Source organism: Streptomyces kanasensis, assembly GCF_043077165.1.
Classification (GTDB): domain Bacteria; phylum Actinomycetota; class Actinomycetes; order Streptomycetales; family Streptomycetaceae; genus Streptomyces; species Streptomyces changanensis.
This window is the reverse complement of sequence record NZ_JBIBSF010000003.1, coordinates 287590-304462: the sequence shown is the minus strand read 5'-3', so window position 1 is coordinate 304462 and position 16873 is coordinate 287590. Positions and strand designations below refer to the sequence as shown.

General features: G+C 75.4%; 20 protein-coding genes. 12 read left to right on the top strand and 8 right to left on the bottom strand.

The annotated features are described in order from the left end of the window. Positions 1–61 precede the first annotated feature (61 nt). From ACF053_RS10190 to ACF053_RS10175, 4 genes are all read left to right on the top strand, one after another. Positions 62–583, top strand: coding sequence for an FBP domain-containing protein (locus ACF053_RS10190; protein WP_391953451.1), 522 nt, complete (start codon positions 62–64; stop codon positions 581–583). Next, a complete protein-coding gene (locus ACF053_RS10185) occupies positions 580–2550 on the top strand; it encodes an alpha/beta hydrolase (protein ID WP_391953450.1) in 1971 nt (656 codons plus the stop codon). Before ACF053_RS10190 ends, ACF053_RS10185 begins: the two co-directional genes overlap by 4 nt. 97 nt (positions 2551–2647) lie before the next feature. Next, on the top strand, positions 2648–3880 hold the full coding sequence (locus ACF053_RS10180; RefSeq protein WP_391953449.1) for a DUF418 domain-containing protein: 1233 nt from the start codon (positions 2648–2650) through the stop codon (positions 3878–3880). 81 nt (positions 3881–3961) lie between these two features. Continuing rightward, on the top strand, positions 3962–4363 hold the full coding sequence (locus ACF053_RS10175) for a VOC family protein (RefSeq protein WP_391953448.1): 402 nt from the start codon (positions 3962–3964) through the stop codon (positions 4361–4363). A 16-nt stretch (positions 4364–4379) separates the two neighbouring features. Here ACF053_RS10175 and ACF053_RS10170 read toward each other — a convergent pair whose 3' ends face one another. Next, positions 4380–5777, bottom strand: a complete 1398-nt coding sequence (locus tag ACF053_RS10170) for a D-alanyl-D-alanine carboxypeptidase family protein (RefSeq protein ID WP_391953447.1) — start codon at positions 5775–5777, stop codon at positions 4380–4382. 241 nt (positions 5778–6018) lie between these two features. Here ACF053_RS10170 and ACF053_RS10165 point away from each other — a divergent pair, with 241 nt between their 5' ends. Next, positions 6019–6828: a mechanosensitive ion channel family protein gene (locus tag ACF053_RS10165; protein WP_391953446.1), complete on the top strand. Its 810-nt coding sequence runs from the start codon at positions 6019–6021 to the stop codon at positions 6826–6828. A gap of 4 nt (positions 6829–6832) precedes the next feature. Here the strand turns inward: ACF053_RS10165 and ACF053_RS10160 are convergent, their stop codons facing one another. Beyond that, a complete protein-coding gene (locus ACF053_RS10160; protein WP_391953699.1) occupies positions 6833–7198 on the bottom strand; it encodes a DUF6401 family natural product biosynthesis protein in 366 nt (121 codons plus the stop codon). A 183-nt stretch (positions 7199–7381) separates the two neighbouring features. Between ACF053_RS10160 and ACF053_RS10155 the strand changes: the two genes are divergently transcribed. From ACF053_RS10155 to ACF053_RS10145, 3 genes are all read left to right on the top strand, one after another. Continuing rightward, complete coding sequence (locus ACF053_RS10155) at positions 7382–7744, top strand: SsgA family sporulation/cell division regulator (RefSeq protein WP_058944993.1); 363 nt, start codon at positions 7382–7384, stop codon at positions 7742–7744. A gap of 335 nt (positions 7745–8079) precedes the next feature. Beyond that, positions 8080–8544: a FluC/FEX family fluoride channel gene (locus tag ACF053_RS10150; protein WP_391953445.1), complete on the top strand. Its 465-nt coding sequence runs from the start codon at positions 8080–8082 to the stop codon at positions 8542–8544. Then, positions 8541–8903 carry a fluoride efflux transporter FluC gene (locus ACF053_RS10145; protein ID WP_391953444.1) on the top strand — a complete coding sequence of 121 codons (363 nt, stop codon included), beginning with the start codon at positions 8541–8543 and terminating at the stop codon, positions 8901–8903. Before ACF053_RS10150 ends, ACF053_RS10145 begins: the two co-directional genes overlap by 4 nt. Before the next feature lie 10 nt (positions 8904–8913). Here the strand turns inward: ACF053_RS10145 and ACF053_RS10140 are convergent, their stop codons facing one another. From ACF053_RS10140 to ACF053_RS10120, 5 genes are all read right to left on the bottom strand, one after another. Next, positions 8914–9111: a hypothetical protein gene (locus tag ACF053_RS10140; RefSeq protein ID WP_391953443.1), complete on the bottom strand. Its 198-nt coding sequence runs from the start codon at positions 9109–9111 to the stop codon at positions 8914–8916. A gap of 205 nt (positions 9112–9316) precedes the next feature. After that, on the bottom strand, positions 9317–9820 hold the full coding sequence (locus ACF053_RS10135) for a hypothetical protein (RefSeq protein WP_391953698.1): 504 nt from the start codon (positions 9818–9820) through the stop codon (positions 9317–9319). Positions 9821–9948: 128 nt separating this feature from the next. Next, positions 9949–11157 (bottom strand): MAB_1171c family putative transporter, encoded by a 1209-nt coding sequence (locus ACF053_RS10130; RefSeq protein WP_391953442.1) that lies wholly within the window; start codon positions 11155–11157, stop codon positions 9949–9951. A 70-nt stretch (positions 11158–11227) separates the two neighbouring features. Further along, positions 11228–11812, bottom strand: coding sequence for a toxin (locus ACF053_RS10125; RefSeq protein ID WP_391953441.1), 585 nt, complete (start codon positions 11810–11812; stop codon positions 11228–11230). 78 nt (positions 11813–11890) lie between these two features. Further along, positions 11891–12367: a hypothetical protein gene (locus ACF053_RS10120; RefSeq protein ID WP_391953440.1), complete on the bottom strand. Its 477-nt coding sequence runs from the start codon at positions 12365–12367 to the stop codon at positions 11891–11893. Positions 12368–12793: 426 nt separating this feature from the next. On the opposite strand from ACF053_RS10120, the gene htpX reads away from it, so the two are divergent. The 4 genes from htpX to ACF053_RS10100 all read left to right on the top strand — a co-directional run bounded on the left by htpX (position 12794) and on the right by ACF053_RS10100 (position 16113). Next, a complete protein-coding gene (gene htpX, locus ACF053_RS10115) occupies positions 12794–13735 on the top strand; it encodes a zinc metalloprotease HtpX (RefSeq protein WP_391953439.1) in 942 nt (313 codons plus the stop codon). A 19-nt stretch (positions 13736–13754) separates the two neighbouring features. After that, positions 13755–14339 (top strand): PspA-associated protein PspAB, encoded by a 585-nt coding sequence (pspAB, locus tag ACF053_RS10110; RefSeq protein WP_391953438.1) that lies wholly within the window; start codon positions 13755–13757, stop codon positions 14337–14339. Positions 14340–14622: 283 nt separating this feature from the next. Then, the gene (locus ACF053_RS10105) at positions 14623–15429 is read left to right on the top strand and encodes a VOC family protein (RefSeq protein WP_391953437.1); all 807 of its coding nucleotides are present in this window, start codon (positions 14623–14625) and stop codon (positions 15427–15429) included. A 201-nt stretch (positions 15430–15630) separates the two neighbouring features. Then, positions 15631–16113 carry a hypothetical protein gene (locus ACF053_RS10100; protein ID WP_391953436.1) on the top strand — a complete coding sequence of 161 codons (483 nt, stop codon included), beginning with the start codon at positions 15631–15633 and terminating at the stop codon, positions 16111–16113. A gap of 233 nt (positions 16114–16346) precedes the next feature. On the opposite strand, the gene ACF053_RS10095 is transcribed toward ACF053_RS10100, so the two are convergent. Next, a complete protein-coding gene (locus ACF053_RS10095; RefSeq protein ID WP_391953697.1) occupies positions 16347–16772 on the bottom strand; it encodes a MerR family transcriptional regulator in 426 nt (141 codons plus the stop codon). Positions 16773–16873 lie beyond the last annotated feature (101 nt).

Here is a 16873-nt window from a genome sequence, read left to right as displayed (position 1 = left end):
AGCGTGCCTCAAACGATAATTCGACTGCGCCCGCGGCGGCGGTCCCGTACGGTCCAGGCACGTGGAACCCCTCTCCGACAAACAGATCCGCGCGTCCTTCGTGAACTGCTCGAAGGGCGAGGCCGCCCGTCTCAAGCTGCCGGCCGACTTCGGCGACCTGCCCTGGGACGACCTGGACTTCCTCGGCTGGCGCGACCCCGGCGCACCCCTGCGCGCCTACCTCGTCGTACCGTCGGCGACGCCCGACGGCGACCCGGTCGGCGTGGCGCTGCGGGTGCCTGAGCGGTCGCGCACCAGCGCGGTGAAGTCCAGCCTCTGCCGCGTCTGCCTCACCGCGCACGCCTCGTCCGGGGTCGCCCTGCTCGCCGCCCCGCGCGCGGGCGCCGCGGGCCGCGACGGCAACACGGTGGGCCTGTACGTCTGCGCCGACCTCGCCTGCCCGCTGTACGTGCGCGGCCGGCGGCAGCCCGCGCTGCGGACCCGCACCGTCGAGGAGTCGCTGACCGTGGAGGAGCGGGTCGACCGGATGCGGGCCAACCTCCTCGCGTTCGTCGCGAACGTGCGGCTGCCGTTCGCCGCATGAGTGCCGGGGGGCGGTCCGCGGCGGCGCCACGGCGGTGGTACGCCGCCGTGACGCTGACCTCCCGCCCCCGCCTCCGCCGCCCCGGCCCGGACCCGCGCCCTGAACCGGACGCCCCCGACGCGCCCCACCGGACGCGAACCGCCCCCCGCCCCGCGCCCGCGCCCCGCCGCGCACCCGCCGATCCCCACCCGCCCGCGCAGCCCGCCGATCCCCACCCACCCCACGACCTCCACCCGCCCGTGAAGCCTCCGGGCCCCCACCGCACGCGGGCCGGGCCGCGGCGGATCGTGCGGCGCCGCCCGGACCTCACCGCGCTGTGCGTCGCCACCGTCTTCTTCTGGCTGTCGCTGACGCCCTCCCTGGTCCCCCGCCCGTGGATCCTCCAGGGCCTGGTCGGCGGCATCACGGCCGTCATCGGCTACGTCCTCGGCGCGACCCTCGCCGGCCTCGCGCGGCTGCTGCCCTGGCGGCCCCGCGCGGCGTCACGGCGGGCCGTGCGCGTCCGGGGCGCGCAGGCGTACTGGCTGCTCGCCCCGGTCCTCACCGGCTGGCTCCTCTCGGAGAGCGCCGACATGCAGCGCCGGCTGCGGCGCCTCCAGGGCCTGCCCCCCTCGGTCACCTGGCACGGCGTGATGATCGCCCTCGTCGCGGTCGCCCTCTGCGTGCTGCTCCTCCTCGCCGCCCGTCTCGTCCGGCTGGGGACGCGCCGGCTGATCCGGGCCCTGGGCGGCTGGCTGCCGCGGCCCGTCGCGGTGGCCGTGGGCCTCGCCCTCACCGGCGCGGTCGTGACGGTCGGCGTCCGGGACGTCGTCTTCGACCGGGGCGTCGTGGACGTCGCCGACCGGATCGCGGCGGCGACCGACCGGGGCACCAAGGAGGGCGTGACCCGGCCCCGCTCCCCGTACGTCTCCGGCGGACCCGGCTCCCTGGTGCGCTGGCAGGACCTCGGCTACCAGGGCCGCAACTTCACCGGCACCGTGCCGACCCGCCGCGACCTCGCCGCCTTCACCGGCGGCCCGGCCCGGGACCCGGTGCGCGTGTACGTCAGCTCGCGGCTGCCGCGCGCGTTCGCCGCCCGCGGCGACGAGGACGAGCCGTTCCGCGCGCAGGCCCGGCTGGCCGTCCGCGAACTGGAGCGGACGGGCGCGTTCCGACGCCGGGTGCTGGCCGTCGCCGGCACCACGGGCAGCGGCTGGGTGGACTCGAACGTCGCCCAGGCGCTGGAGTACCTGCACGGCGGCGACACCGCCATCGTCGCCGTCCAGTACTCGTACCTGCCGTCGTGGCTGTCGTTCCTCGTCGACGAGGAGAAGGCCGGGAAGGCGACCCGCGCACTCGTCGACGCCGTGCGCGCCCGGCTGGACACCCTGCCCGCCGGGGCCCGCCCGCGGCTCGTCGTCACCGGCGAGAGCCTCGGCGCGTACGCCGTCGAGGCGTCGTACGGCTCCGTCGACGAGCTGCTGGCCGCCACCGACGGCGGGGTGCTGCTCGGCACGCCCGGCTTCTCGCCCGCCACCCGCCGGCTGCGCGAGGAGCGCGACCCGGGCAGCCCGGTGTGGCGGCCGCAGTACCGGGACGGACGGCACGTGCGGGTCGCGCAGTTCCCCGCGGTCGACCTGCGGCGCCCGGCCGGAACGCCGTGGGCGAGCCCGCGCCTGGTCTACCTCCAGAACGCGTCCGACCCCGTCGTCTGGTGGTCGACGGACCTGCTGTTCGAGCGGCCCGCGTGGATGGACGAGCCGCTGGGCCCCGACATCACGCCGGAGATCAACTGGTTCCCGTTCGTCGCGTTCTGGCAGACCACCGTCGACATGGCCGTCAGTTACGGCGTGCAGGCCCCGCACGGCCACCGCTACGGGTCGGCCGCCGTGGACGCGTGGGCGGCCGTCGTCCCGCCCGACGGCTGGACGGAGCAGGACACGCGACGCCTGCGGACGTACCTCTCCGGCCGGAAGGCCCCGTACTGACGGCCGTTCCCGGCCCCACCGCTACATCCTTCGGTGCAGCGCGGGATCGTCCCCGGTCACGACGAACACGCCCCCTCCCGTCCCGACGATGGGAGGCATGACGACGACGACGGGGAACGGCGCGGCGACGGCGCCGGAGACGACCGCCGGCCGGCGGCTGCCGCTGTTGGACGTGGCGCGCGGCATCGCCATCATCGGCACGCTGATGACCAACGTGTGGATCTTCACCCAGCCGGGTGGGGAGTGGGCCGTGCTGTCCGGGGGCACCTCCGGCGGGGCCTTCTCCGGCTCGGCCGGGGAGGTCGCCGAGGGGGTGTTCCGGCTGGCCGCGGACGGGAAGTTCCTGTCCCTGCTGACCGTCCTGTTCGGCGCGGGCCTGGCGATCCAGTACGACTCGGCGCGGCGGCGCGGGCTGCCCTGGCCGGGCCGGTACCGGTGGCGGGCGCTGTTCCTCTTCGCCGAGGGCACGGTGCACTTCGTGCTGGTCTTCGCCTGGGACGTGCTCATGGGGTACGCGGTGACGGCCCTGTTCACCGCCTGGCTGCTGGCCCGCTCGGACCGGGCCCGCCGCCGCGCCATGGGGTGGGCGGCGGGCGTGCACCTGGCGCTGATGGCCCTGCTGACCGCGGCGCTGGCGGCCGCGGCGCCGGACGGCTCCGGCGCGGACGGCGGGGTGTCGCAGCGCGTCGTGGACCTGTACGCGCACGGCGGCTGGGGCGACCAGGTCGTGTTCCGCCTGCAGAACGCGCTCGCGCTGCGGATGGAGCCGGTGCTGACGTTCGGGCTGTTGCTGTTCCTGTTCCTGCTGGGCGTGCGGCTGCTGCGGGCGGGCGCCTTCGGCGGGGACGACGCGGGGCGCCGGATCCGGGGGCGGATGCTGCGCTGGGGGCTGGGGCTGGGCGTGCCGCTCAACGTGGCCTGCGCGGCGGCCGGCCCGGACTGGTTCCTGCTGGGCCGGTACGGCGCGGCCCCGCTCGTGGCGGTGGGGTACCTCGGGCTGATCGGCGCGGTCGTGGACCGGGTGCGGCGGCCCGGCCCGCTGACGCGCGGCCTGACGTCGCTGGGTCGCACGGCCCTCTCCGGCTACGTGCTGCAGAACGTGCTGTGCGCGCTCGTCGCGTACGGGTTCGGCCTCGGTCTCGCGGAGCGGCTGGACGGCGCGTGGCGGCCGTGGTGGGTGATGGGTCTGTGGGCCTGCGTGTCCCTGCTGCTCCTCGTCGCCTCGACGCTGTGGCTGCGCCGCTTCGCCGCGGGCCCGCTGGAGGGGCTCCAGCGGCGGGCGCTGAGCCTGGCCGAAAAGCGCTCGACGGGCGGCGGGCGATCTTCCTAGGCTCGCCGCAGGGCATCGCGTGCCGGTCACCGTCCGGGTGAGGCATGGAGGTGCCCGTGACATGCCCACTGGAGCATTCACGTGTCAGTCGAGCTCAACCACACCATCGTCGCCGCGCGGGACAAGCGCGAGTCCGCCGAGTTCCTCGCCCACATCCTCGGCCTGGAGGTCGGCCCGGAAATGGGCCCCTTCCTCCCGGTGCAGACCGCGAACGGCGTCACCCTGGACTTCGCGACGGTCCCCGAGGAGCACCTCACCACCCAGCACTACGCGTTCCTGATCTCGGAGGCCGAGTTCGACGCGGCGTTCGCGCGGATCCGGGAGGCCGGCGTCGCCTACTGGGCGGATCCGCGCCAGGAGCGGCCGGGCGAGATCAACCGCAACGACGGCGGGCGGGGCCTGTACTTCATGGACCCGTCCCGCCAGGCCATGGAGATCATCACCCGCCCGTACGGCAGCGGCCCGGCCGAGCCGGCGGCGTAACGGCCGCCCGGCCGGTTCAGCGCAGGGCCCGCCGCCGCACCATCCACAGGGTCGCGGCGGCCGCGCAGGCCGAGCCGACCACGAGGACCGGCAGGAGCGCGTCCGGCACCACGCCGGCCGTACCCGCCGGTCCTCCCGCGGCGGCCCGCCCGGTGGCGTCGCCCGTCCCCGCCGGGGACGCGGCGCCGGCCGGGGCGGACGACGCGACCGGTGAGGCCCCGCCCCCCGGTCCGGCGGCCGGTCCGGTGCCCGACGGTCCGGCGCCCGACGGTCGGGTGCCCGACGGGCCGGCGCCCGACGGCGCCGGGGCGCGGGTGGGAGACCCCGCCGCCGGGCCCGCCGCGGCCGGCGGCGCCGCCGGGGCGGCCTCCCGCGTGGCGCCCGCCGCCATGGTCACGGGCAGGGCCGCCGACAGCAGCGACCCCACGGGCTGGACCTTCCTGCCCGGCCCGAATCCCCAGTCGAGCAGCCGCCGGGCCTCCTCGTAGACCGCCTGGGCACCGCCGTCGCGCGGGTTCATGACCGTCACGACCAGGGTGCGCCCGTCGCGGCGGGCCGCCGCGATGAGGGTGTGCCCGGCGCCGCTGGTGTAGCCGTTCTTCACGCCGATGACGCCCGGGTAGCGGGCGACACCGTCCTCCCCGGTCAGCAGCCGGTTGGTGTTGCGGATGCCGTAGGACCAGCCGCCCGCGGGGAACGACGCGTACGGCAGGGCGCAGTACCGCGCGAAGTCCGGGTGGCGCAGCCCCTCGCGGCCGAAGACGGCCAGGTCGTACGCGGAGGAGACCTGTCCCGGCGCGTCGTAGCCGTCCGGTGAGACGACCTTCGTGTCGAGCGCGCCGAGGGAGCGCGCCGTGGCCTCCATCTGCCGCGCGGTCTCCTCCCAGCCGCCGTTCATCCCGGCCAGGACCCGTACCGCGTCGTTGCCGGAGTGGAGGAACACCCCGTGCCACAGGTCGGCGACCCGGTACGTCAGGTTCTCCTTCACGCCGACGAGACTGCTGCCGTCGCCGATGCCGGCGAGCTCCTTCTCGCTCACCGTGTGCCGGGTCTCGCGCCCGAGCCTCGGCAGCACGGTGAGCGCGAACAGCGCCTTGAGGGTGGAGGCGGGCGGCAGCCGCCGGTGGGCGTCGCGGGCGGCCAGCACGTCGCCCGTGGACGCGTCGGCGACCAGCCAGGACCGCGCGGACAGGGTGGGCGGGGCCGTGCCGCCCGGTGGCAGCCGCACCTGGGTGCCGGGCCGGCGCAGGACGGCGGCGTCGACGCGGGCGCTCGGCCGGGGCGGCATCGGCTCCTCGGGCCGGGGCGCGGCGACGGAGGCGGCCGCGGACATCACGAGCAGCGGCAGCAGCAGGAACACCAGCAGGAGGGCGGTCACCCCTGCCGTGAAGCGGGCCGAAGAACTGACGATCATTCAGTCAAGGTAGGGAGAGGACGGCTCCCGCGCGCGCCGGAGTGCGCCGACCGGCCTACGTCCCCGGGCGCGTACGGACGCGGAGCGGTGCGTACGCGTCACGCCGGGCCGTGCGCGGACCCGGCGCCCGCGTCATCCGAATGGCGGGCACCTGACCCCCGGGGGCGGGCGGCCGGGCCGCCGCGCTGATATCCACGAGGAGTAAGCGTCCGTGGGGGGCTCGTCGAGTGGAGGGCCACTCATGTCCCAGAACGTCTCGACCGCCACCCTCGCGGTGGACTTCCAGCAGGGCATATCCGACGCCTGGTCGAAGGTCGCCCAGTTCGTCCCCAAGTTCATCGCGTTCCTGGTCATCCTGGCCATCGGCTGGATCGTGTCCAAGCTCATCGCCAAGGTGGTGGACAAGGTCCTGCGGAAGGTCGGCTTCGAGCGGCTCAGCGAGCGCGCCGGTTCCCACCGCATGCTGGAGAACTCGCAGTACGACGCGACGGGAATCCTCGCCAAGGTCGTCTACTACGGGCTGCTGCTGGTGACCCTGCAGCTGGCCTTCGGCGTCTTCGGCCCGAACCCGATCAGCGGCATGATCGACAGCATCGTCGCCTGGCTGCCGCGCGCCCTGATCGCGCTCGTCCTGGTCGTCGTCGCGATGGCCATCGCCAACGCCGTGCGCAACGTCGTCCGCGGGGTGCTGTCGAGCGTCTCCTACGGCAACACCGTCGCCACCGTCGTCTGGGGCGTGATCGTCGCGCTCGGCGTGATCGCGGCGCTGGGCCAGGCGGGCATCGCGACGTCCGTGACCCAGCCGGTGCTGTACGCGGTGCTCGCGGCGGCCGCCGGCATCCTGATCGTCGGTGTCGGCGGTGGTGCGATCGTCCCGATGCGGCAGCGGATGGAGCGCTGGATGAGCGCCGCCGAGCAGGAGTCCGCGAAGGCCCGCACGGGCGCCGGCGCCTACATGGCCGGCCGCGAGGACGCCCTGGCGCAGCAGCGCGAGCAGGAACGCCAGCGCCAGGGCGGCAGCAGCGAGATGCGCGGTACCGACCCCATGTGACGGGTCAGTCCGCGTCCAGGTCAGGGGTCGGCTCGTGCGCGGGCCGACCCCGTGCCGCGTCCGCCCCCCTGTCCTCCAGCAGGTCGTACCGCAGGACCAGCCAGCAGACGGCCGTCAGCCGGCACACGGCGAAGTCGTGCCCGACCGGCTCGTCCCAGCCGGTCTCGGCGAGCGCGTCGAGGAAGCCGAGCGCGTAGTCGGAGAGCGCCTCCCGGTCCGGCGCCCCGGGCACCAGCTCGGGACCCACGGCGCCGATGCGCTCGCGCAGGGCGGCGACGTGCTGGTCGACGGCCGCGACGAAGCCGGGTTCGAAGGCGAACTCGGCGAGGCGCGGCGCGTAGGACGTCGTGACGGTGGAGAGGGGCGACAGGTGGGGCACCCGCCCACGGTAGGCGGTGGGTGGGCGGCCGGAAGAGCCCCAAAGCCGACATGCGACGCATCTCACGCGCGTCCGCCGCCGAGCGGACGGCCGGATCGGGCGCGACGGGATAGGGGCCGCTCCTGCGGGGCACTTGGGAGGCGGAGCCCGCCTCGTCGACCTCGGGAGGAACCCATGAACGCGGTCCTGCACGACAAGCTCTTCATGCGCCTTCACGAACTGCCCGTCCTGGCGCACATGACCTACGACGAGGAGGACCCCTACGCGGTCAGGGTGGCGTTCACGGACGGCGAGTACGTGTACGCGGAGTGGCGGCTCGACCGCGAGATGCTGCGCGAGGGCATGCGCCACGAGGTCGGCGACGGTGACGTGCGGATATGGCCGGGCGTGCACATAGAGCTGTGCGGCGAGGCGGACTTCACGGTGGGCGAGGAGTCGCTGGCGCGCTTCCTGGAGCGCACCTACGAGGTGGTGCCGGAGGGCGAGGAGCGGCTGGACGTCGACGCGCTGGTGGACCGCCTCCTCGCCACCGGCTGACCCGCGGGGAGCCTCCCGAAACCCCCGCAGCACCCCCGAGCCGCCCGGACGGCGGCCTGTGACGAACGCCCGGCCCCGGGTGACGCCTCCGCGGCCCGGCTCCCGAACGGCGGCCGAGGACGCCGGGCAACGGCCCCACGGCGAGTGGCGGGGCCGTGGTGGGTCGCTCGCGCAGGGGTTGCCGGCGATTGCAGGTCCACGTCCGCGGTGCCCGAGACCGCCGGCCCCGAGGAGGTGACCCGCCGCGCCCCGCCCCACCCACCGACCGCCGCGACCCGGCACCGGCACCGCCGCCGCACCGGACCACGACGCTCCCGCGACTAGGCTCGTCGGTCATGAACCCGCTCCCGACCCGCCCACGTGCGGTGGCCGCCGCGGACTGGCCGCTGATCGGCACCGTGGCGCTGGGCGGCGCGCTCGGCTCGGGGGCCCGGTACGGCCTGTGGCTGCTGTGGCCCACCGCACCCGGCGTCTTCCCCTGGGCGACCCTGTGGACGAACGTCGTCGGCTGCGCCCTCATGGGCGTGCTGACGGCGGTGCTGGACGCGTCGCCGCAGCCGCGCGCCCACCGGCTGCTGCGCCCGCTGCTCGCGACGGGCGCGCTGGGCGGGTTCACCACGGTCTCGGCGTACGCCCTGGAGACGCGCGCCCTGCTGGAGGGCGGCCGGACGGCGACAGCCCTGGCGTACCTGGCGGGCACGCTGGTGGCCGCGCTGCTCGCCGTGACCGCGGCGGCGCGGGCCACGCGGGCGGTACTCGCGCGGAGGAGCCCGACCGACGAGCGGGGGTCGACCGCATGACGTGGCTCCTCGTCATGGCGGGCGGCGCCCTGGGGGCACCCCTGCGCTACCTGACCGACCGCGCCGTGAGCGCCCGGTACGGCGCGAGCTTCCCCTGGGGCACGCTGGCGGTCAACCTCGCGGGCTCCCTGGGCCTGGGCGTGCTCGCGGGCGCGGCCGTCGCGTCCCCCGCGTACGCCTTCTGGGGCACGGGGCTGTGCGGCGCCCTCACCACGTACTCGACCTTCTCGTACGAGACGCTGCGCCTCGCCCGGAGCGGCGCCGCGGGCCTCGCCGGCGCGAACGTCGTGGTGACCCCCGCCGTCTCCCTCGGCGGCGCCTTCGCCGGTGCCGCGCTCGGTACGGCGCTCTGCGGCTGAGCCGCCCGGGTCAGAGGCCGAACGGCAGGGTGACGTTGTTGATCAGCGGCCCCTCCACGGAGACGCCCTCCGTGACGAGGGACTCGGCGGCGGGCAGGACCGGGGGCAGCGGGCCGGGTCCCGCGGTGGCCGCCGCGGTGGTCGGCAGGAGGCACGCCGAGGCGAGGGCGAGGGCGGCGGCGAGGACGGCGGTGTGACGACGGCGCATGGGCGGGACCTGCTTCCAGGAGGCTTCGGGTCGCGGCCATGGCTGCCCACCGGCACGGGCCGCGATGCGGCGGGTCCCCCGTGCGAGGGGCGCGCGCCCGGCGCACCGATCCGCGGGCCCACCCGCGGACCAAGCCGCAGACCCCCACCCGCAGACCCGCCCCACGCCCCCCGACCCCCACCACCCCGGAGCGACCGGGACCGGCTCACTCCAGGAGGTGGGCCAGCCCCGTGGCAGCCCCGAGCGCCGCACCCGCCGCCGTCTGCGCGACCGTGTGGTACCGCAGCGCCACCCGCGACCAGCACACCGCCGCCGTCATCGCGTACGCCGCGAGCCACCAGGGGGAGTGGACGCAGGCCAGCAGCGTGACCACCGAGGAGGCGACCGCCGAGTCGACGGAGATCTTCCACACGGTGTTGACGGCGAGGAGCCCGACCGTCATCACCCACAGCGCCAGCATCCCCAGGAGGATGCCGGCGGGCGCGCCGCCGAGGAGCATCGCGACCGAGCCGGTACCGATGGAGCCGAGGATGACGAAGAAGATGGGCGCCCGTTTCGTACGGTCCACGACGTGCCGGTCGCCCCACCGGCCCCGGCCGCGCTCCCATTCGATGTACGCCGCCGGGACGATCCCCGCGCACAGGGCTCCGAGCAGGCCCCACAGGACGCCCGTCCAGTGGCCGGCGGCCGCCGCGCCGACGGCGGTCATGCCGGCGAGCAGGACGTTGCGCGGCTGGAGGACGTCGGTGACCCTGCGGGCAACCCCCACGGCACCTTCGCCCGCGGCCTGCACCGCGCCGCCCCCCGGAACCCCCACCCCGCTCCCCTCCCTGGTGCTCATGCCAGCAACCGCCTCGCGCTCTCCTCGGGCACGGACCGGTACGCCTCGGCCACGCGCACGAGCCAGGCCACTTCGCCGTCCTGGTCCGCGGCCTGGCGGGTCTCGAAGTCGGCGGCGCCGCCCGCGGGGGCGCCGGACGCCTTCGCCGCGAGCGCCGCCTTGATCCAGTACGCGTCGGCCACGGGTCCCGCCGAGCCCGCGGCCTCGCGGGCGGCCCGCAGCAGGCCCTCGGGGGCGTAGTGGCGGAGCTTCTCCACCGCGTCGGCGATGTCCGCCGCCCACCGGTCGACCCGCAGGTCGGCGGGGGTGTCGAAGCGGGTGAGTTCACGGGGCAGCGAGGCGGGCGGGGCGAACGGCTGGTCGGGGAAGGCCGCCATGAGCTCCCGCCAGAGCGGGTGCAGCGCCACCTGCGCCCGCCACAGCCGTGCCCGCCGCCATCCCGTGCCGAACGCCGGGATGGACGCGCCGACGGCGAAGAGGGCGAACAGCAGGACCTGCGCGGCCTCCGTCGTCTTGTCGAACGCCGTCGCGAAGCCGTCCGACGGCTCCACGGCGACGCTGACCCACAGGAAGAGGGTGCGGCTGACGGTGTAGCCGACGCCGATGAACATCGCGGCGGTCATCATGCCGAGCCCGACGCGCAGGTGCCGCACCCGGGCGTTGGCGGTGGCCAGCGCCCACTGGTGGGCGCAGACCGCGGACGCGGCGCCGAGGTACAGGTAGAAGACGGTCATGTAGAGCGTCGCGCCCCACTGGCCGGCGTGGTCGGAGACGAAGCGGTCGGAGGGGACGGACCGGTCGACCACGGTGAAGAACAGGACGGTGAGCAGGACGAGGGTCGCGACCGACGCCTTGGCCGCGAGCCGCTGCACCAGCCGGGCGAAGCGGACGTGCCGCGGTACCGGCCCGCCCTCCGGGTAGGTGCCGTAGATGGCGACGATGTACCCGAGGATGGCGAGGATGGCGATGGTCGCGGTGTAGTGCTTGATGAGCACCGCCAGGTCGACGACGGGGCTGTTGTTGAGGGCGGTGCGCACGACGTGGGTCTTGGTCCACAGGGCGGCGGCGAACCCGGCGTAGCAGCCCCACAGGGCGCGGCGCCGCCGGTCCTCCTCGTCGCCCCGGAGGGCCGCCGGCATCCGCCACAGCGCGACGGCGGTCATCAGCCCGGCTATCAGGTAGCCGGCCAGGTCCAGGGGGCTCAATGCGGTCCTCGCGGGGGTGCGGGTCGGTCGGGTACGGGCTCGGGACGGGAGGGGGCGGGTACCGGCGGCGTCAGCGCCGGAAGAGCCCCAGCGGGAAGGGCCGGCGGCGCGGGGAGAGCTCCCTGCGCCGGTGGGCGACGGGTCTCGACAGGGAGTCGGCCAGCCGGTCCACCATGTCGTCGCCGGGGACTTCACGCGCCATCCGCGGGATCAGTGACGCGCCGAACTCCGCGACCCGCTCGTCGTGCGTGTCGTACTGGGCGCGGGCCTGGACCGTGGTGCCGGACCGCATCACGCGGTCGATCAGCGAGGTGTCGAAGACGGGCAGCAGCCGGCGCAGCCGCTCGGCGTCGAGGGAGGTGCCGTGGTCGAACCACTCGTGGCACAGCTCGTGCAGGATGACGTGGTGCGTCTGGTACGTCGTGGGCCGGCGCCGGTAGAGGACGAAGCTCGTGTCGCCGGACTTGAGGCGCAGTCCGCAGGCGGAGTTGACGCGGGCGAGACGTTCCGGGAGCTCTTGGAGGACGATGCGACGGCCGCGGGCGGCCTCCATGTTGGCGACCAGCTCGGGGATGCCGAACGGCGCGGGGATGGGGAGGTCGGCCAGCCCGGCCTCGCACTCTCTCCGCAGCGCGCGCATGGACCGCTTGGACATGGGGACCTCTTGATCGGAGTCACGCGAGTGTGACCTGCGATCGGCGAGTTTAACGAACGTGGTGGGGACGCGCGTTCGTCATCGGGCCCCCCGTTCGGTAGCGGCGGTGGGGCCGTCGGGGGTGGTGGGGCCGTCGTGCCGCGCCTCCTTCAGGAGGGAGAGCGCGAACTCCAGCAGTTCGGCGGGAAGGCCGGCGTCGTCGACGCCGCGGCCCGCGATGCCGCTGATCTCGCCGGTGCGGCGCTTGGCCAGGAACTGCAGCCCGGCCACGACGTCGTCGACGACCTCCGACTCCTCCTTGAAGAACCGCCAGTCGACGCCGAAACCGAGGCCGAGCGCCTTGAGGATCTCCTCCGACGGGTGGGTCACCTTGCCCGCGAGGATGTTGGAGAAGTAGCTGTGCGAGAGGGCGCCGCCGCGCTCCCTGACGATCTCGGAGAAGGCCCGCCCCGAGACCTTCTGGCCGGGGAAGGTCTTCTCCACCATGTACGCGACCTTCTGCTGGAGCGTTCTCAGCTCGGGTGCCGTGCGCTCCCCGCCGTTGCCGTCGTCCATCCCGGTCCCCACGTTCGCGTCCGCCGCGCCTGCGCGGTCAAGTCAACGGGCCCGTACTGTACCGACCCCGCCCCGGGCGGTTCAGGAGCGGATCGGGCTTGCGCAAACACTCTACGTCACTGTTAACTCGAAAAAACACGGACAGGGGGCCACGAGGGGAGTCCCTTGTCCGTGGTGGACCCCGTGCGTCCCGGGTGGCGCGCGACGCGGGTGCGACCCTTCGCGCGACCACGGAGCAGCGAAGGGCCGCACCCCCCACCCCCGCCGCACCGCCCCGCCCCCCGCCGCACCGCCCCTCCCGCTCCACCCCCCTCCGCTCCGACCCGCCTCCCGCCCCCGCCCGCACCACCTCTGCGCGCTTCGCAACCCCGGCGAAAGGGAAGAATCACCACAAGAGGGGAGCCGGCGCGAGGAAAGAGGCGTGCCATGTCAGCGTCGCGGAGCCGCAGCCGCAGCGACGGCCGCAGCCACTCCCGGTACGTCGCCGACCGGGGCCTCACCACCCGCATGGTGACGACGATGTTCCTGATCGGACTGCTGTACGTGGTCGTCGTCGGGGTGCTCGTGGCGTTCCTGCGCGGCTCGTGGCCGGTGGTCGTGGTGATCGCGGGTGCGCTGTTCGTCGCCCAGTTCCGGTTCGGCGACCGGCTCGCCGCGTACAGCATGGGCGCCCGCGAGGTGACCGCGGAGCAGGCGCCGGAGCTGCACGGGGCCGTCGACCGGATCTGCGCGCTCGCCGACATGCCGAAACCGCGGGTGGCGGTCGCCGACACCGACGTGCCGAACGCGTGCGCGACCGGCCGCAGCCGGGACACCGCGCTGGTCTGCGTCACGACCGGCCTGCTGCGGCGGCTGGAGCCGGAGGAGCTGGAGGGCGTCCTCGCGCACGAGCTGTCCCACGTCGCCCACCGCGACGTGGTGGTGATGACCGTGGCGGCGTTCCTGGGCGTCGTCGCCGGGGCCATGGCGCGGGTCGCGCTGTGGGGCGGCTTCGGGCGGGGCGGGCACGGCCGTGACGGGGGCGCCGCCGTGGCCGTGCTGCTGGTGCCGGTGATCAGCGCCGTCGTGTACGCGGTGGGGTTCCTGCTGACCAGGCTGCTGTCCCGGTACCGGGAGCTCTCCGCGGACCGGGCCGCGGCCCTGCTGACCGGGCGGCCGTCCGCGCTGGCCGCCGCGCTGACGAAGGTCACCGGCCAGATGGGGCAGATCCCCACCCGGGACCTGCGCCGTGCGGAGCCGTACAACGCCTTCTGGTTCGCGCCCGCCTTCTCCTCGCGCCAGAGCATCGGGCGGCTGCTCGCCTCGCACCCGCCGCTCGAACAGCGCCTGGACCAGCTGGCGCGGATCTCCGCCCGGCTGGGCCGGTAGGGCGCGGGGCGGCGGCGCCATGGGCTTCCTCGACGCGCTGCTGGGCCGCTCCCGGCCGGTGCGGCCCGACCTGGACCGGCTGTTCGCCCTGCCGGGCGCGGCGCTGACGCTGGAGGCGGCGACGGGCTTCACGCCGACGGGCGCCGGGTCGGTCTGCTTCGCCGGGGTGGAGGGCGGGGCGTTCGCGCGGGTCCGCGACGAGGTGCGGGAGCTGCTCGACGCGGACACCGGGCGCGGCGGCGTGCCGGTGGAGCCGAGCCGTGACGCGTACGGGTACGGCTGGCTGTTGGCCCGGCACCCGCCGGACGGGCTGCCCGCCCTGGTCACCGACCTGCACGCGGTGAACACGCTGCTGCGGGAGGCCGGTTTCGGGCCGCACCTGCTCTGCTCCCTCGTCGGCTTCCGCGCCCCGCGGGACGGGCGGCGCCTGGCGCTCGTGTACCTGTACAAGCGCGGGTCGTTCTACCCCTTCGCACCGCTCGTGGGGGAGCGGCGGGACACGGCACTGGAGCTCCAGGTGCGGGCCGTGCTGGCGGACGAGCTGCGCGTGGAGGCGGACCTGGGCCGCTGGTTCCCCGTCTGGGGCGCCCCGGGCCTCGACTGACCCGCCTGCTCGTCTGCTCGCCTGCCCGTCTGGCCACCTGCCCGTCTGCCTGCCTGCCCGATCCCCTGCCCGCCTGCCCGCCTGCCTGCCTGCCGCCGCCACCCGGCCGCAGGCCCGCCCCACGGCGCCGGCCGCGTCCGGCACCGTCGCCCCCACCGCGCTCGCGCCCGCACCCTTGCCCGGTCGGGCCGGCGCCGCCCCGGCGGCTCCGCGCGCGTCCGGTCCGGCCGGTGGTTAACGTGGCAACCGGGGGCCGCCGCCCGCGCACCACGAGGAGACCGCCATGGCTGTGCAACCCGAGGGCATGCCCTGCTGGGCCGATGCGATGTTCACCGACGTCGAGGGCGCGAAGCGCTTCTACGCCGACGTGCTGGGGTGGACGTTCGGCCACGCCCAGACCGAGTACGGCAACTACGTCCAGGCGTACGCGGACGGCCGGGCCGTCGCCGCCGTCGTCCCGCCGATGCCGGGGCAGGACGGCGGGGCCCCGCCGCCCGCCTGGTGCCTGTACCTCGCCTCGTCGGACGTCGCGGCGACCGCGCGCAAGGTGCGCGAGAACGGCGGTGAGGTGCTCATGGAGCCCATGACCGTGGGCGACTTCGGCTCGATGCTGCTCGCCCGGGACCCCGGCGGTGTCACCTTCGGCGTCTGGGAGGCCGGTACCCACGAGGGGTTCGAGGTGCGGGCCGTGCCCGGCGCCTACTGCTGGGCCGAGGTCTACACGCGGGACGTCACGGCGTCCGACGCCTTCTTCCCGGCCGTCTTCCCCTTCGCGGTGAAGCGGCTGGAGGACGCCCACATGGACTTCAAGGTCTTCGAGCTCGACGACGCCCCGGTCCTGGGCCGCATGCGGATGGACGGCGACTTCCCGGCCGAGGTGCCGCCGTACATCAACGTCTACTTCACCGTCGAGGACGTCGACGCGGCGATCGGCCGGGCCACCACACACGGCGGGAAGGTGGTGTTCGGGCCGATGGACAGCCCGTTCGGCCGGTTCGCGGCGCTGCTCGACCCGCAGGGCGCGGCGTTCTCGGTGATCGACGTGACCAGGACGGAGGGCGAGATGCCCGCCCTCACGGCCGAGAGCTGACCACGACCGCGAGGTCCCACCCCGCCCTCCCCTCTCACCTCCCACCCGCGCCCACCGAGCCCGCCCCGCCGGGCGGCCCATCCGGCTGGGTCACCCGTCCCGTCCGCCCCGGCGCCGAACGGGTGACCGACCGAGGCCGCCACCCCGATTGGTACCCCCTCATGTCGGTACATTCCGCCACACAGGCGAAAGGAGATCGTGATGAGGGGAACGACCGGTACGCCCGCGGCGCGGAAGCGGTGGGCGAGGAGCACCGGCACGGCCGGGTCGGCCGTCCTGTGCGCGCTGGCGGTGACGGGTGCGGCGCTGCCCCAGGGCGGTGGGGTGCGCGTCGAGGCGGCCGTCGCGGCGGCGTCGGAGCGCGCCGCGTACGTGGCCTACACGTACGAGTGCCCGACCGGGGCCGGGCCCGTGCGCCTCGCCGTACGACTGGAGGACCGGACCAGCGGGACGGCATCGGCCCTGACCCGGGTGCCGGAGCCGCAGGTCTGCGACGGGGTGCGGCACGCGCGCACCGACACGGTCACGGCCGACGGTCCGGGCGCCTTCCGCGCCGGTGACAGCGTGATCGTCCGGGTGGAGATGACGAGCGTGCCCCAGCAGGGCGACGGGGCGCCGACGGGCGTCGGCGCGGCGTCCGACGGTATGACGGTGAGTACGGCCCGCGCGTTGACCCTGGGCTGATCTCCGGGGCGGCACCCCCACCCGCGTCGGCGTCGGCGCCACGAAGGACCGACGCCGCCGTGGGCGCCGCGGGAGGTGGACGACGCCGCCGCGGGCGACCGCGGGAGGCGACCGGCGCGGACGGCCGCACGAGGTGACCGGCGCGGACGGCCGCGCGAGGTGACCGGCGCGGACGGGCGGCACTCGACGCGGAGGCCCGTCACCCGGCGCGGTCGTCCCGCACCGACGGGCCGTCAGCCGACGCGGTCGTGGTCGAGGTGGTCGGCGACCGCGCGGAGGGTCGCCGCGAAGTCCTCGGCCTCGCGCAGACGGGCGCCGAGGACCGCGCACCGGGTGTCGACGGCCCGCCGGTACACCTCCAGGCGCGCCCGCAGCGTCTCCAGCTCCTCGTCCCCCGGCGGGTCGTCGACCACCGCGAGCCGGTCGACGATGCCCAGCAGCTCCCGGATCTCGTCCAGGGTGAACTCGAGCCGCCGCATGCGGCGCACGACCCCGAGCCGCTCCACGTCGGCCGGGGTGTACAGGTGCAGGCCGCCCCTGCTGCACGCGGACGGGGCGACGAGGCCCGCGTCCTCGTAGTGACGGATGCTGCGCAGCGGCAGCCCGGTCCGCTCCGCGACCTCGCCGATCCTCATGTGCCACCGCTGATCGTTCACCATCACCGCGCCCGCCTACTCGTCGCCGTCCACGCGTTCACGCTGGACGGCCAGAGTACGTACGGGGAACGCCCGGAACCGTGCACCGGCGATCCGCGCGCCGG